The sequence below is a fragment of the Teredinibacter purpureus genome (assembly GCF_014217335.1).
Lineage (GTDB): Bacteria > Pseudomonadota > Gammaproteobacteria > Pseudomonadales > Cellvibrionaceae > Teredinibacter > Teredinibacter purpureus.
Map to the genome: position 1 here is coordinate 2,487,211 of NZ_CP060092.1, position 15,367 is coordinate 2,502,577.

The window sequence follows — 15,367 nt, forward strand, 5'->3', positions numbered from 1 at the left end:
CACAGATTCCGGCGTAGTCAGCCTCCTCTAAATGGTTAATTTTTTGGGTTAATTCAACGAATGTTACGAAGTACATCCCCCTTCTTGTATGCTTTTTCCGTATTACTTTTATTGAGCCTAAACGGCTGTGGCAATGATACTGATCGGAAAAAAGGTGCCGTTACCGATTTTAGCGACCTTACCGATATGCGCTTAAGCAGTTTGGTGATCGATCAAGGTACGTTAGTGCCGGCTTTCGATCCCGACTATATAGGCACTTATGCGCTTAATGTCCCCAGTGATGTGACGAGTATTAATATTACCGCCTCACCTTTAAACGAAGACATTAAACTTGCTATTGCTAAGCGAGAGCTGGAGCGCGATGAAAATGGCGATCCGGTACTTGATGAAAATGGTAATAGTACGTTCAATTATTTGGGCGAAAATAACGAGATTGAGCCTGGCGAGGTTGATACTAAAACCTTGGCAGAAGGCGATAACATTATTGTATTGAGGATGTCTGAAGACGGAAATACCCGTCGCCTTAATTACACTATAAATGTTCATCGGGTGAGTACGTCAGCAAAGCTGCTGAATATTGTGGCGACCAATCAAGCCTACAATTCTGATGATGCGTCAGACGTTTTTTATCTGGCACTCACTCCTGAATTTAATTCTTCTGTCTTTTCTTACGCAGCTGAAGTGCCTTATGCGGGCTGCATGATAACTGTCGGTGCGCAAACCAACGAACGTCATACCAGCGTAACCATTAATAATCGAGAAAGTGCTCACTTTCAATCGATTGAGCTAAACGTGGCCGAGGGTGACAATTTAGTCGAACTAGTGTCTCGTGCTGAAGATGGTGTTGGCGAAGAAACCTATCAGTTAACCGTTACTCGAGCTGTTGGCACCACAGAAGAGTTGGCTGCAGATACGACTTTGAGCGCTATGGAAATTGTTGGCGCAGAATTACAAACCGATTTTGGTTGCTTAATTCCGAGTTATCTTGGTGCTTACAATCAAAATGTCTCAGGCCTACAGTTAACCGCTAGCCCTTCAGTAGAGGGCGCAACCATGACTTTGGGTGTGCCGGAACTGAGTGATACTGGGGTTATCTTAAGTGTTACAGAACCCCAAACGCTATTAGCGGGTGTGCCGTTCGCTATTGATGTGGACGGTGTCGATTCCGTTGAGCGGGTACTAGAAGTCACCGCCAGTAATGGCACTAATAAACGGTATTACACGCTTTCGCTAGGGCGCAGAGAGACTAATTGGGTATTGGTTGAGACTGTCGATGAGTTACAGGCAGCGTTGTTAAACGCCGAGCCTAATGATGAAATTGTTGTGCGTCCCACGTACTACTTCGGAACAGCTTCATTAGACACAAGCGGCCATGAAGACGCGCTTTTTTACAGCGATCGTAGTGGTACCGCTGATACTCCCATAACATTGCGTAGTGCCAGTAGTGGCGCTTATCCCATATTATTTGGGGAAAGCCAGACAGAAAATGACGTGTTACGTCTTTCGGGCGATTACTGGGTTGTGAACAACATCCAAACCTATGGCGGAAGAAATGGCATTGTTTTGGATGGCGCGAGCTATAACGAGCTTACAGGGTTAACGGTGAGCCATGTGGGTGAGCGAGGTATACAGCTTCGTAACGGTAGTTCATATAATAGTCTGCGACGCTCTTTGGTTTCGAATACTGGTTTGTCTACGCGTGAAGGCTACGACGCATATGCTGAAGCTATTGTTGTTGGTTCGCCCGCAGACGAATGGTCCAGTGCGCCTTCAGGTGTTTTTGACCCAACGAATATGAGCAATCGTATTTTTACCAATATTCTTGGGCCAAATGTGTTGGCTGAAGCCATCGATATTCATGAAGGTGTTGAATCAACTGAGGTTAAGTTCAATGTTATTGATGGCCTTGGGTTGTCCGCAAACGCTGAGCAGTCTGCGTTGATCGTTGTGAAGGGGAATGATACTGATATTAGCTTCAACACCTTTATTAATGAGTCGGGCGAAGCGTTAAACCATGTTGTTGCCGCTACTACAGTAGAACGAGATTGGGTGACACAAGCGTGGGGGGAAAATACGCATTTTTATCAAAATAAAGCGGATCTTGGTGGTGCAGCCACTGCGCTTGCGAATAGCGGTAATGTTGCGGTATTTAATGCGACTGAAAATACTCGAACTGATGGGGTAGAGGTAAGTTACGTTGGAGCGGGTATTAATACGGAATACTCAGTGCCCATCTATCAGATTCAAACAGTTGTTGATACACCGCTGTGCTTGGCAGAAGTACGCCCTTATACCACGACGGATTCCGGCATTAATTTGTCCGCTGGTATAGAGATGCAAGCGTGTGGGAATGCGGCTGAGCAATTGTGGAAGTTTGTCCATGATGAAGATGGGTTTGTTTTCATTGTGCCATCAGATGTTCCTGGGCGCACACTGGCGCCACAAACACCGCTTTATGTGGGTGAAACAGGGCTTCCTGTGGTGACTGCCGAAGTTGACTCGTTAGGCGTTATTCTTAACCCTGAAGACGGCTTCTACCTTCGTTGGCAGCTATTTTACGATGGTGATGAAGTTATTATTGTTAACAAAGGGGATTGGGGTCGGCGGTATGTGTTGACCGGCGCTGCAGAAGTGGGTTCTGCCGTTAATCTTGCTGTTAATATTGGCCACGAACTTCAGCGTTTCCGTTTAATCGCTCAGTAATCTGTTTTACTCTGAGAAAAAGGGCTTTTAAAGCCCTTTTTTTGTGCGTGAACATTTTATTTTACGCTGCATTCACGGTGATTTAGTTCTATGCTCGGTACTAGTATTGCCTTGTAGTACTATTGCCTTGTAGTACTATCCCCTTGTGGCACTATCCCCTTGTGGCACTATCCCCGTATATGCCTGACCGTAAACCAACGTTATGACGCGTGTTTGTTTGTGTAACGTTGCTTTTGCTTACCCGTCAAACTTGTAGACCCAGTTTCGTTTTACGTTGTCGCATACCAACAATGTCCTACCAACCTCCATGCACTGCGTAAGGCTGTGAGGCTGGCTTTCGTCGTATCGACGTTTAATTCCGTTACGAGATTTCTCGGCCTTTAGTAATTGGAACATGGCCGAAAAGCGATTGGCAAAATTGCCGCCGCGTTGCTGTATTTCGTCGAATGTTGCGGCAAAGCGTGTAAATGACATCGTTGAATCACCTAATCCTATACTTAGCATTCGATCTAAATAAACGGGGTAGGTTTGGCTTAGGTAGTAAAGGTCTGTTTCGTTTAAATAAGCGGCGTGATCACGGGGCCGTATGGAAAGCGTATTCGTGGGGCTGAGCGCACGAGAAGAGAGTTCGCTATTCGGTTTATTCGTTTGCAGATGGTAGCGACCAAACTGACAGTGGATGACAAGTGGCAATAGCTGGCAGCGGCTAGAAAGTGGCGCGTTTTCGGTGTGGTGGGCTTGTACCGCTGTATTCTGTTGTTTTGTTGTGGGTATTGGCGTCGCTGTATCGGGAAGCGCCTGTAGTGTTTCTCCATTGAGAGGGGGCAATGATAGCCCGGCTTTTCGGGCTGGCGCTTTGAGCAGTAGCCGTTGGATCTTTTCAGCGTTACCACGAAACTCCATAAATGTTGGTAAGGCTGCGCTTTTGCCTCGCGCTTTAAGTTCGCAATAAAGTTTTTCCAAATCTGAACGTGCTTGCTCAGCGCATGCGATAGCGTGAGTAGAGACCATAAACATGCATAAGAGCATAAGCGCAATGTAGGCATGTTTTACGTAAGAAAGGCACTGTGTGTTTTTCTGGTGTGTCATTGGGAGCGTTGTTCTAGTGCAATGGCTTTTGCTTTAGCGTGGTCGTTGGGTGTGTTTATGTTAAAAAACAGGTGTTCTTTCAACGTTGGTGATGCAACAACAGCGTCCGTAGTGAGGCACACGCGTGTTGAATTTAACGAAGCCAGAAAGCCTTTTGCTGAGCGTTGGCCAGATGCCAAATACTGGGTAAGTACAGGGAGTGTTGATGCATGCCATAGGCCGGTTAAAAAATGGTCTCGGCCTTGCCAGCATATATAGTGTGCCTTACTAATAGGTGTGTTTACGGTACTGTCAAATAGTCGTGTCACTAGGTTGTCGGGCAGAAAGGGGGTGTCGCCAGGTACGGTTAACAGCCATTCGCAGGCTGGTAGCGGTTTTAGCCATTCGAGCCCTTTTTGTATACCTGCCAAGGGGCCTTCGCGCGTTTCGCCATTATCTTTGAGTACTGGGCGCTCATGGCTGAAGTGCTCTGCTATTAGGTGTGCGGGTAATGGGTCGTTATAGCTGAGGGCAATAGCTCGCACCTGAGGTTGTAACGAGTTAAGGAGTCTTTGCAGGAGCGTGTGTTGCCCTAGAGGCAACAATATTTTAGCTTTACCGTTCATACGACGGTTTTCTCCACCGGCTAGAATGAGTGCGGCTACTGGCGGTATAGTAGAAAATGAAGATGTCATAATCGTATTTAATCGGTAATATCCCGTTCCCCAGTCTGGGCAACTTTATAACTTACTATCATACCCGAATTATGAAACTAGAAGACATTCGTCGAGAATACCTCGCTGGCGGTTTACGCCGAGATAACCTACAAGATAACCCTATCACGCAATTTAAACTGTGGTTGGATCAAGCCATTGAAGCACACATTCCAGATCCCACTGCGTTTACTTTGGCTACAGTGTCCAGCGAAGGGAAACCAAGCCAGCGCATTGTGTTGTTGAAGCATCTGGATGAACGAGGGTTCGTTTTTTTTACGAATTATGCGAGTCAAAAATCCCAACAAATTGAGGTGAACCGCAATGTCTGTTTGCATTTTCCATGGCACGGAATGGAGCGTCAAGTAGAGGTGGAAGGCGTTGCAGCGCGAATACCGCTAAAAGAGTCGCTCGCGTATTTTCTTTCTCGGCCACGTGATAGCCAAATAGCGGCTTGGAGTTCTCGGCAAAGCCATCCAATAAGCTCACGTAAAATGTTACTGATGCAATTTGAATCGATGAAAGCTAAGTTTGCAGAAGGAGAGGTGCCTCTACCGGATTTCTGGGGGGGGTACCGTATTGTTCCGAGCGCGTTTGAATTTTGGCAAGGGGGAGGCAGTCGTTTACATGATCGTTTTCAATACGTTAAAAGCGCTGAGCAACGTTGGGCGATTGAGCGCGTGGCTCCGTAGGGGCTATCCAATACACACTACTTTTATTGAAGCGAGTGTGGCGTACCTTATTCCTCTTAATAGGGTGCTTGTCATCCTTCTGTCATTAAGCCGACATACTCTCTCGCCTATTACCGTTGCCGTCGAATGAGGTGTAGAGAATATGATCCAGAAAAATCGTGGATTTACCCGTATTGTTAAAGCCACTGTTTATTCTTACAAGGGTATTCTAGCGGCGTGTCGAAATGAGGCTGCCTTTCGACAAGAGCTTGTGCTCGCGGTTGTACTTATTCCGGTCGCGTTGTGGTTGAACCTTACTACATTGGAACGTGTGGTCTTAATCTTCTCCGTTATAGTGGTGTTAATAGTGGAGTTACTCAATAGTGCTATTGAGTCTGTAGTTGATCGCGTGGGTTATGAACATCATGAGCTTGCTGGGCGCGCGAAAGATATGGGGTCAGCGGCTGTACTTCTGGCTTTGACGCTTCTTGTGTTTGTTTGGGTCAGTGTTATTGCCTTCTAGGTTTGATCTTTGTCTTGATAGACTTTTGGTTTGAGGTGTGGCGACAAGGCCATAAGTGCAATACAGTCTTGAAAAGGGATGCTCAGTGCGCCATGCGCCAAATTAAATTACAGCCTTCCTCATTTCTTGCATTTTTCCCATGGAATTAATTCTTTCCCTTTAAGTCGAAGTTTTAAGCAATACAGATTTGCTTGAAAAATAGTGCCTTTAAGCGTTAAAACGCAATTTCTTATAATTGTTAATGCTTTATTGTGAGTTTTATTGTTTTTTTTTACATGATATTTTTCATTTTATGGCTTTATCTTTAATGCGTATGTGCTATATTATTAATCAGTAACGTGTTGTTCCGCTGCGTGAACACGGTTCAAGTTAGTCGCAGCGTTTAGAATGTTGTTTACATTTGTTGTTATATGAGTTTGTTATTCGCTTAATTTTGATGTGATTTATGTGTAACTAGTCCCAGCCCGCTTCCGAGCGGGCTTTTTTTTGTTTGTGGAATTGATTCTTCGGATTGCGGGGGGTAAAGGTATCTTCGTGGTCAGAAAATCAACATAAAGAGCGTGGCGCGCTAGAAAGCTTAATGTGATTCTAGCGTTAGAGCGGTAGCTGAGTGGTGTATTTAATCTGTTTCAACGCAAATACAGAGTTCACTGAGGCTACATTGGGTAAGTGCACTAGCTTGCTCTTTAGTAGTTGTTCGTATTGATCGACGCTCGCGACAATGACTTTCACTAGGTAGTCTTTATCCCCTGTAATGGAATAGCATTCTACGACCTCGTTAAGAGTATGTACGGCGTTTTCGAAAGCAAGTAGTGATTCTTCATCGTGACTTTTAATTGTGATGTAGGCGTGAATAACAACACTCAGATTTAAGTGCTCTGCATTGAGCAGCGTTACGCGGTTTTGGATATAGCCGGTTTCTTCTAGCCGTTTTACCCTTCGCCAGCAAGGCGTGTGAGAGAGCCCTACTGCCTCGCCCAGTTCGGCCATCGAAATGTCGGCATTGGCTTGTAGGCTTTTTAGTATTTTGATGTCGTAATTATCGAGTTCGACAGAGGTCATGACAGGTCCATTGTGTGCTTTAAATAGGGTAGAATCGAGCTTTCGGCACGACTTTACACTGTGTCTCCCTAGTCCTCAACGTTGAAAAAGTTCTATGTTCGATTCTCTTTCCACTCTTCCTCCGGACCCTATATTGGGCCTTATAAGTAAATTTAACGCTGACCCCAGAGAAGACAAAGTCGATTTGGGTGTTGGTGTTTATCGAAATGCTCAGGGCAGAACGCCCATTCTTGACTGTGTGAAACAAGCGGAAACACAGCTACTAAATACTGAAGACACGAAGGCGTATATAGGCCCTCTCGGTAATGCGGTGTTTAATCAACAGATGGCGGAGCTTGTCTTGGGTGATTCCCATGCTGAACTTGATCGTTTAGCGTTGGTTCAAACGCCTGGCGGTTGTGGTGCGTTGCGCGTTGCGGCCGAGCTTATAAAGCGTGCTAGCCGCACCAGTAGTATTTGGGTGAGCGACCCCACCTGGGGCAACCATGTGCCCTTACTCGGGGACGCAGGAGTGCCGATAAAACAGTACCCTTATTACGACTTCTCGACACATACGATACGATTTGAAGAAATGCTGGCATGCCTTGAAAAAGTTCCTGCGAACGATTTGGTGTTGCTGCATGGTTGTTGTCACAATCCGAGTGGTGCTGATTTAACGCGTGAGCAGTGGCAAGCCGTTGCAGATGTGGCTCAGAGGCGTGGGTTTGTTCCGTTTATCGATATGGCGTACCAAGGCTTTGGTGAAGGTGTAGCAGAAGATGCCTATGGTATTCGATTGATGTGTGAACAATTACCCGAGGTGTTGTTAGCACTCTCGTGTTCAAAAAACTTTGGTTTATACCGTGAGCGAGTAGGTGCAGTAGCCGTATTAGGTGCGAGTAAGGCGATCACAACTTCTCATATCGCGAGTATTGTTCGGGGTATTTACTCTATGCCGCCGTCACACGGCGCGGCGATTGTGGCGAATATTTTATCGAATGACGCCTTACGGCAAGTATGGTTTGCGGAAGTTGATGAAATGCGTAATCGAATTAAAGCTATGCGTGATCAATTCGTGGCGGCGATTAACAATCGAGGTGCCGAAGGTCGATTTGATCATATTGCTCGTCAGCAGGGAATGTTCTCCTTTTTAGGATTGGGTGAGCGCGAAGTAGCCGAGCTGGCCGATGCTTATGGTGTTTATATGGTGGGAACAAGCCGGATTAGTTTGGCGGGCCTCAACCACCAAAATAGGGATAAATTTTGTGATGCGCTAATGCGCGTCATATAAATGGAATAGACATCCCGATCGCAGAGGGAGCTTCTATACTCAAAATTAGGCTCCAAGTTTTGCGTTCTATCCCGCTGAAATATCGACCTTCAGTGCTTCTTTTTGCCCGCGATACGCATGGTATCGCGAGTGTTGAAAGCTAATGTTATAGAGCGTGACGTATTCAAGTGAGCATTGAAATGTTTTGATTTATAGCGAGGGCTCATGTCGAAGATCGTCAAAATGCATGTAGGTGAACTGCGGGTTGGGATGTTTGTATCCAAATTAGATAAAGACTGGTTGGATACCCCCTTCATAATGCAGGGCTTTCTACTCGAAGTGCAGGACGATATTGATATCGTATCGGAATATTGTGAGAGTGTGTGGGTCGATACGGATTACAAAGAAACAAAATTAAGTGCCAATAGTTCTGGAGATGGCACCGCCTCGCACGCAAAACCCTCAAACGATGCCTTTGCGCCGGAAGTATCTATTCAAGATGAGCATCGAAAGGCGTACAAGGCATTTCGGCAAGCCCGCTCTCTCACCAAAACACTGTTGGATGACATTCGTTTGGGTGGAGCGTTAGATGGTGCTCAAGCCCGAGACATGGTTAATGACTGCGTCCAATCGGTTATTCGGCACCCAGACGCGCTTTTGTGGATGGCAAAAATTAGAGATGAGCGAGAATATACGGCTGAGCACTGTTTAAATGTCTGTATTCTCGCCATCGCGTTTGGGCGACAGCTGGGTTTCGACGAAGCAGAGCTGCACAATTTGGGCATGTGTGGATTACTGCACGACGTAGGTAAAATGCGGGTGCCGGAAGAAATTGTAGATAAGCCCGCAAGCCTCACGCCTAAAGAAATGCGTTTAATGAAAGCGCACACGGTACATGGGCGTAACCTATTGCTGGCGAGTTCCAATATATACAATGGCGCCATTGATGTTGCGTATAGCCATCACGAACGTATCGACGGGCAAGGTTATCCCCGTAAATTACCGGGGCATGGTATTTCTCGGTTTTCGCGTATTATCGCCATCGTAGATGCTTACGACGCCATGACTGCTGATCGTTGTTACTCACGCGCAAAAACGTCAACTGAAGCCCTTAAAATAATCTACAACGAAAAAGGTAAGCATTTCGACGAAGCGCTAGCATTGAAGTTTATTGAGACCATTGGCCTTTATCCCGCAGGAAGTTTGGTTGAACTATACAGCGGTGAAGTGGGAATAGTTGTGGAATCTAATCCGAGATTACGCCATTTGCCTCGCGTGATATTGTTGCTCGATGAAGAAAAACAAGTGCGTGAAAAAGAAACAATTAAAGATTTAGCGTATATAGAAACTGGCGAAATGCCACGTAAATTTTTAATCAAGCAAGTTTGGCGTGATGGTAGTTTTGGAATACGTTTGCGGGAATATCAGAAGAAAGGATTGATTCTAAAACACTAGTAGTATCAGTGTCGTTAGGTAAGAGATCGAATCTATAGATATTTATGGATCGTATTTTATAGCATTAATATACCAGGTAACGGCTCCCGCTTCGGTAGTGACAATTGCTTCATCATCCACTTCTTTTTTTAATAGCGCTCTCGCCATTGGCGAATCAATTGAAATATAATCATTTCGCCCAAAAATTTCGTCATAACCGACAATGCGAAAATTGAGCGTGTTGCCCCCATCGTTTTCTATTGACACCCAAGCACCAAAAAAAACCTTGCCTTCCTGTTGCGGGCTATACTCAACAACCTTCAGGTTCTCTAAGCATTTTCGTAAATAGCGCACGCGGCGGTCTATTTCTCTCAGTCGCTTTTTATTGTATTGGTAGTCAGCATTCTCGCTTCTATCACCCAGGCTCGCTGCCCATGCGACTTTTTTTGTTACGTCGGGCCTCTCCGTGCGCCAAAGCTCATCGAGTTCTATTTCTAGGTTTTTGTAACCTTGTTGTGTGATAAGGGGGGTGCGCACGGTTATTTTGTCGTCCTGTTGTTAGTGTTTTAAATTAAAAATATCTTTATAAAATGCCAGCTCTTCGTCTAGCATCGTTTTAATATTATGCGCCTGCCTGAAACCATGCCCTTCATTTTCAAATGTAACGTAATTTACTTGTAGGCCTTTCTTTTTTACTGCAGCTACCATGGTCTCGGCTTGGTTGGGTGGCACAACTTTGTCTTCTAGGCCTTGAAAGACCAGTAAAGGACAGCTGATGTTGTTAACAAAATGAATGGGTGAACGGTCTAGGTAGCGTTGTTTGTGTGTGGTGTAGTCGCCGATTAACGAATCTAGATAGCGAGCTTCAAATTTGTGTGTATCGCGCACGAGAGTTTCTAAATCGCCAATACCATAAAGGCTTACCCCAGCATTAAAGGTTTGGCTAAAGGTGAGTGCGGCAAGTACGGTATAGCCGCCCGCGCTACTGCCCTTAATGATCAGTTGATTAGGGTTGGCCCATCCTTGGGATACAGCGTAGTTGGCCGCAGAACATACATCTTCTACATCATAAACACCCCATTTTTGGTGTAGAGAGCGCCTAAACGTTCGGCCATAGCCGGTGCTGCCGCGGTAGTTTACATCAACAACTGAAAAGCCTCGGTTTGTCCAATATTGTATTTTTAAATTAAGTGCGTTTTCGGTAGCGCCGGTTGGGCCTCCATGGCAAATAACAATACAGGGAGGGACGCCGTTGTCGTTTTTAAAATGTGCATTTGTAGGGGGGTAATAAAACCCATAGGCTTTGGCTTTGTGGTTTTCTCCCGTTGGGAACTCAATGGCGGTGGGTATTGATATATCCTTTTTACTTAGAGTTAAACCGCTCGCGGTAATGGCGTGGAGTTTTTTATCCTGTAAGCAATAAATACTGGGCATAGCGGTAGGCGAGGCGCCTACGAATACGCCCGTGGTGTTTGCTGAACGTGTATCGCAACTTATGCCGGTAATAACGCTTAATGATGAGGCTGCGTCTATAGGGGTTATTGTGTTGTTATTGAGGGTTAAAAGCGCGAGGGACCAGCTGCCGTTTCGTGTGAGGGTTAGGAGGATTTCACGCTCATTTAAAAAATCGTAGGTGGACATGCGAAAGGTCCACTGAGGTGTGGCGCATTCGGCCGTTTCTTGCGTTACAGGAAGTGGTTTGACGTTTTTCTCAAGTAGGCTGTGGTAAGGGATGCGGTATAGGTTCCACCAGTTATTGGTATCGGAGACGAAGAATAAATCGCCGTTGGGTGCGAAGCGAGGCTGAAATAGGCTTTCCTGGCCATTACCGGCCACGTGATTGGCGTAGTTTTTGTTAAATTTACCGTTAAGCGCGCGTTTATCGAGCCATAGTTCCGTCGCATCCCACGGCATGTTGGGATGGTTCCACGATAGCCAGCTTAAGTATTCACCGCAGGGCGATAGTGTTGGGTTGGCGTAAAAATCGTCACCGTAGGCAATAACACTAACGTCCATCTCGATAGGGGGTTCTTGGCTGAGTGATATGGAGACGAGCTGCGTTAGCGGCTCTTGTGACGCGTCGCTATAGTGCTGTTCACAAACGGCTATGAGTTGTTGCCCTTGCGAGTCGAGCGTTATATCGGCAAAGCGTCGATCGGGGTTCGCGTGTAGAGAGGGGTTATCGGGTGCTGTGGGAGTACGTGTTAAGCACGTGGGGGTGAACGTCGGTTGGCCCATATAGGCGTGATAAACCTGTTGGTCCTCGCCAAGTACAAAATAGAGATTGTCGCCGTCAATGCAATAACTGCCTCCGCCATACTCATGCACTCTAGATTTTGCGCTAAGGGGCCGTGGCAATATGCAAGTAGGCGCTTCTACCTCTGGGCCGCTTAGGTTGGCCATCATTATAGCTGTACGGCCTTTTTCTTCCGCGAGAGACTCTAACCAAAAGAGTCGATTATTATTGAGGCACGGCTCGCTTAGGCGTGGCGTTTTGCCGGCGACACAATCAGCAGAAATAGCAGATGGCCATGAGCCGTGCGAGAGTGTCTTTGGGGTAGGGTAGGGCATATTCGTTCGATAATGGTTGATTAGGTTACAATTAGCGTAGAGTTCCCGCGGTTACATTTTTATAGTGGGTATACACCTGTGCCAATCTCGAAGGCACGTCTTTGGGTAGGCACTTTTCCATTATGTCTTCAGTTTTTCAAGCACTTCATTATCGAAGCGAGCAACTCGCTGGCGCTCGACGCGTATGGGTTGCGTATAGCGGTGGCTTAGATTCAACAGTGCTGCTACATCAGTTAGTGGAGTTAGGGTTGAAAAACCTTGTCGCGGTTCACGTTAACCATCAGTTGTCCTCTCGTGCGCAGGGCTGGAGCAAGCATTGCGTTGAGCAGGCAAAAAGTTGGGGTGTTAGGTGCGAGGTCCATACGGTGGTCGTGGCGTCTGCGGGAGAGGGGCTTGAGTCGGCCGCTCGGGAGGCTCGGTTCAATATTTTTAATCGACTAGTAGAAGCATCCGATATTTTACTAACGGGACACCATGCCAATGATCAGGCGGAAACACTCGTCTTTCGATTGATGCGTGGCGCTGGATTAAAGGGGATGTCAGGCATGCCGCCACAGCGCGTATTAAATGAGCCGTTGGGGGCGGGGCTGTTGTTACGGCCATTATTAAACGTCACTCGCGAAGCGCTCGCCGCTTATGCGGCGGATCAACAGTTATCGTGGGTTGAAGATCACAGCAATGCTGATACCCGGTTCGATCGAAATTTTTTACGCCAAGAGGTGTTACCCCTCATCGAGCAACGCTGGCCGAAAGCGGTCAAGCGCATTGCCTCTAGCGCACAGTTGTTACAGCAAAGCCATGCGCTATTAGACGATTACTTGTCTGAAGATTTAAAACAGTGTTTACCCGTAAGTGAGCGTGTTGGCCATAGCCTTGACCTCACCGTTTTATCGGGGTTTTCATTAGTAAAGCAAAATCACTTACTGCGTTATTGGCTTGACTCATTGAATGTTCGCCTTCCTACGCAGGCGCAACTCAGCGAAATTCATAAGGTGGTGATGGCTGCAGATGATGCCTTTCCGCAGGTGAGTTGGGGGCGTGAGACTCATCAGTATTGTGATGGTTGCAGTGTGCACCGTTTTCGTCAGCGGTTATACATTGTGCCGCGACTGCCGGTAGGGGAGCGCACGGAAGTCATTGTGACATGGGATGGCGTTGGCGAATGCACGTTGAATGACGGGTTCGTGCTAGGCGCCATTCCATCTGAAACGGGTTTTGGGCTGCCTGCAGGGCGGTACCAGATTCAAACGCGCCAAGGTGGCGAGCGTTGCCGCCCCGAGCAGCGAGCCCGGTCGCAAACATTAAAGAAACTACTTCAGGAGTTTGAGTTGGAGCCTTGGCTGCGAGATAGGGTGCCATTGATCTATCGTGACGAAACCTTGGTGGCAGTAGGTGATTTATGGGTCTGTCAGGGGGTTGCCGTAGAAGGTGGCGCCGCATTGAGTTGGGCATTCAAACCCGCCAGCTAGGTGTATTTCAGATTGAGTCAGAAGCCGCTTTCTGGTACTCTGGCGCCCCATCTCAGGGGCAGTCTTCGCAAGGTTAAGGATCACGTTTTCCCTAGCTTTGCAAACCGCCAGATCGATGCGGTTTGCTGCGAAAATGGTCACTTTCGCCCCAAACATCAAAACTCCTAACATTCAGGCGCAGTAACGTTATGCAACCTCTTATCACCTTGTCTTTACGGCGTGTGAGAGTGGACCTGTGTGAGCACTACCAACAGTCAATTTAAGGGCTTCAATGACTCAATATATATTTGTAACGGGCGGCGTTGTGTCGTCATTGGGGAAAGGTATTGCTTCGGCATCCTTGGCAGCAGTTTTAGAAGCGCGAGGCCTTAATGTCACTATTCTTAAACTAGACCCCTATATCAATGTTGATCCCGGCACTATGAGCCCTTTTCAGCATGGCGAGGTGTATGTCACGGAAGATGGCGCAGAAACTGATTTAGATCTTGGGCATTACGAGCGCTATATCCGCACAAAGATGACCAAGCGTAATAACTTTACTACCGGCCGTGTTTACGAAACGGTACTACGCAAAGAGCGCCGTGGAGATTATCTTGGCGGTACCGTGCAAGTTATTCCACATATTACAGATGAAATTAAACGTCGCATATTAAGCGGTGGCGAGGGCTATGATATAGCGCTCGTTGAAATTGGTGGCACCGTCGGTGATATCGAATCACAACCCTTTTTGGAGGCTGTTCGTCAGCTTAAAGTTGAAATGGGTGTTCAGCGCGCATTATTAATGCACCTGACACTAGTGCCTTATATTGCGACAGCTGGCGAGACAAAAACAAAGCCAACCCAACATTCGGTGAAAGAGCTTCGCTCTATTGGCCTTCAACCGGATATCCTTTTGTGCCGTTCAGAGCAAGAAATTGATGAAGATTCACGTCGTAAAATATCGTTGTTTACGAACGTTGAAGAGCGAGCCGTTGTACCGTTGGCCGATGCCGATTCAATCTATGCCATTCCGAAGTTATTGCAAGGTTTTAACCTCGATAATATTGTTCTCGATAAGTTTGGTATTGACGCGCCCGAAGCTGATTTGAAAGAGTGGGAGCACGTACTCGAATTAGAGAACAATGCTACCCAAGAAATTACGGTTGCGATGGTCGGCAAATATATGGATTTGCTGGACGCGTACAAATCCTTAAATGAAGCACTTAAGCATGCAGGTATACATGCCGGCGCTGACGTAAAAATTAACTACATCAATGCCGAAGATATAGAAGAGCAAGGCACCGGAATATTGGCCGATGCAGATGCTATATTGGTGCCAGGTGGTTTTGGTGAGCGTGGCTTAGAAGGTAAGTTAATGTCCGTGCAGTATGCGCGAGAAAATAAAGTGCCGTACCTCGGCATATGTTTGGGTATGCAATGTGCGGTTATTGAATATGCCCGCAATGTATTAATGCTCGACGACGCCAATAGCACCGAATTTAATCCAAAATCAGCGCACCCCGTGATTGGTCTAATTACAGAATGGATCACCTCCGATGGCGACACAGAAAAGCGAGACGAAAGTTCTGATTTAGGCGGCACTATGCGTTTGGGTGCACAAGAATGCCACCTTGAGAAGGGCTCAAAAGTCTCGTCTATTTACGGAAAAGATTTAATTGTTGAGCGCCATCGCCACCGTTATGAAGTGAATAACCACTTTTTGGATCAATTGAGACAAGCCGGATTGCATATTGGTGGGTGGTCGGCCGACGACACCCTCGTTGAAGTGGTTGAGCTACCTGACCACCCTTGGTTTATTGCGTGTCAGTTTCATCCAGAATTTACCTCTACTCCGCGTGATGGACATCCCTTATTTTTAAGTTACATCAAAGCTGCAATGGCAGAGCGCGATTAAAATAGCGTCT

At 46.7% G+C, this 15,367-nt stretch carries 12 protein-coding genes; 7 read left to right on the forward strand and 5 right to left on the reverse strand.

Annotation, left to right across the window (positions count from 1 at the left end):
- Positions 1-60: 60 nt before the first annotated feature.
- Entirely contained in the window at positions 61-2,703 is a 2,643-nt protein-coding gene (locus tag H5647_RS10650) for a cadherin-like beta sandwich domain-containing protein (protein ID WP_045858461.1), read from the forward strand.
- 237 nt (positions 2,704-2,940) lie between these two features.
- On the opposite strand, the gene H5647_RS10655 is transcribed toward H5647_RS10650, so the two are convergent.
- Both H5647_RS10655 and mobA read right to left on the reverse strand, forming a co-directional pair.
- Positions 2,941-3,714 carry a hypothetical protein gene (locus tag H5647_RS10655; RefSeq protein ID WP_162926358.1) on the reverse strand — a complete coding sequence of 258 codons (774 nt, stop codon included), beginning with the start codon at positions 3,712-3,714 and terminating at the stop codon, positions 2,941-2,943.
- Positions 3,715-3,788: 74 nt separating this feature from the next.
- A complete protein-coding gene (gene mobA, locus H5647_RS10660) occupies positions 3,789-4,466 on the reverse strand; it encodes a molybdenum cofactor guanylyltransferase (RefSeq protein ID WP_082087027.1) in 678 nt (225 codons plus the stop codon).
- Between the two features lie 71 nt (positions 4,467-4,537).
- On the opposite strand from mobA, the gene pdxH reads away from it, so the two are divergent.
- The gene (pdxH, locus tag H5647_RS10665) at positions 4,538-5,176 is read left to right on the forward strand and encodes a pyridoxamine 5'-phosphate oxidase (protein WP_045858466.1); all 639 of its coding nucleotides are present in this window, start codon (positions 4,538-4,540) and stop codon (positions 5,174-5,176) included.
- Between the two features lie 142 nt (positions 5,177-5,318).
- Entirely contained in the window at positions 5,319-5,678 is a 360-nt protein-coding gene (locus H5647_RS10670; RefSeq protein ID WP_045858468.1) for a diacylglycerol kinase, read from the forward strand.
- 594 nt (positions 5,679-6,272) lie between these two features.
- Here the strand turns inward: H5647_RS10670 and H5647_RS10675 are convergent.
- On the reverse strand, positions 6,273-6,740 hold the full coding sequence (locus tag H5647_RS10675; RefSeq protein WP_045858470.1) for an Lrp/AsnC family transcriptional regulator: 468 nt from the start codon (positions 6,738-6,740) through the stop codon (positions 6,273-6,275).
- Between the two features lie 94 nt (positions 6,741-6,834).
- On the opposite strand from H5647_RS10675, the gene H5647_RS10680 reads away from it, so the two are divergent.
- Both H5647_RS10680 and H5647_RS10685 read left to right on the forward strand, forming a co-directional pair.
- Positions 6,835-8,010 (forward strand): amino acid aminotransferase, encoded by a 1,176-nt coding sequence (locus H5647_RS10680; protein ID WP_045858471.1) that lies wholly within the window; start codon positions 6,835-6,837, stop codon positions 8,008-8,010.
- A 204-nt stretch (positions 8,011-8,214) separates the two neighbouring features.
- Entirely contained in the window at positions 8,215-9,444 is a 1,230-nt protein-coding gene (locus H5647_RS10685) for an HD-GYP domain-containing protein (RefSeq protein ID WP_045858473.1), read from the forward strand.
- 42 nt (positions 9,445-9,486) lie between these two features.
- On the opposite strand, the gene greB is transcribed toward H5647_RS10685, so the two are convergent.
- A complete protein-coding gene (gene greB / locus H5647_RS10690) occupies positions 9,487-9,960 on the reverse strand; it encodes a transcription elongation factor GreB (protein WP_045858475.1) in 474 nt (157 codons plus the stop codon).
- Positions 9,961-9,981: 21 nt separating this feature from the next.
- Entirely contained in the window at positions 9,982-11,994 is a 2,013-nt protein-coding gene (locus tag H5647_RS10695) for a S9 family peptidase (RefSeq protein WP_045858477.1), read from the reverse strand.
- 122 nt (positions 11,995-12,116) lie between these two features.
- Between H5647_RS10695 and tilS the strand changes: the two genes are divergently transcribed.
- On the forward strand, positions 12,117-13,463 hold the full coding sequence (gene tilS, locus H5647_RS10700) for a tRNA lysidine(34) synthetase TilS (RefSeq protein ID WP_045858478.1): 1,347 nt from the start codon (positions 12,117-12,119) through the stop codon (positions 13,461-13,463).
- 271 nt (positions 13,464-13,734) lie between these two features.
- On the forward strand, positions 13,735-15,357 hold the full coding sequence (locus H5647_RS10705) for a CTP synthase (protein ID WP_045858479.1): 1,623 nt from the start codon (positions 13,735-13,737) through the stop codon (positions 15,355-15,357).
- The last annotated feature ends 10 nt before the right edge of the window (positions 15,358-15,367 follow it).

Coding starts and splice junctions, on each gene's coding strand:
- H5647_RS10650 (WP_045858461.1), top strand. CDS start 61: ATGTTACGAAGTACATCCCCCTTCTTGTATGCTTTTTCCGTATTACTT.
- H5647_RS10655 (WP_162926358.1), bottom strand. CDS start 3,714: ATGGTCTCTACTCACGCTATCGCATGCGCTGAGCAAGCACGTTCAGAT.
- mobA (WP_082087027.1), bottom strand. CDS start 4,466: ATGACATCTTCATTTTCTACTATACCGCCAGTAGCCGCACTCATTCTA.
- pdxH (WP_045858466.1), top strand. CDS start 4,538: ATGAAACTAGAAGACATTCGTCGAGAATACCTCGCTGGCGGTTTACGC.
- H5647_RS10670 (WP_045858468.1), top strand. CDS start 5,319: ATGATCCAGAAAAATCGTGGATTTACCCGTATTGTTAAAGCCACTGTT.
- H5647_RS10675 (WP_045858470.1), bottom strand. CDS start 6,740: ATGACCTCTGTCGAACTCGATAATTACGACATCAAAATACTAAAAAGC.
- H5647_RS10680 (WP_045858471.1), top strand. CDS start 6,835: ATGTTCGATTCTCTTTCCACTCTTCCTCCGGACCCTATATTGGGCCTT.
- H5647_RS10685 (WP_045858473.1), top strand. CDS start 8,215: ATGTCGAAGATCGTCAAAATGCATGTAGGTGAACTGCGGGTTGGGATG.
- H5647_RS10695 (WP_045858477.1), bottom strand. CDS start 11,994: ATGCCCTACCCTACCCCAAAGACACTCTCGCACGGCTCATGGCCATCT.
- tilS (WP_045858478.1), top strand. CDS start 12,117: ATGTCTTCAGTTTTTCAAGCACTTCATTATCGAAGCGAGCAACTCGCT.
- H5647_RS10705 (WP_045858479.1), top strand. CDS start 13,735: ATGACTCAATATATATTTGTAACGGGCGGCGTTGTGTCGTCATTGGGG.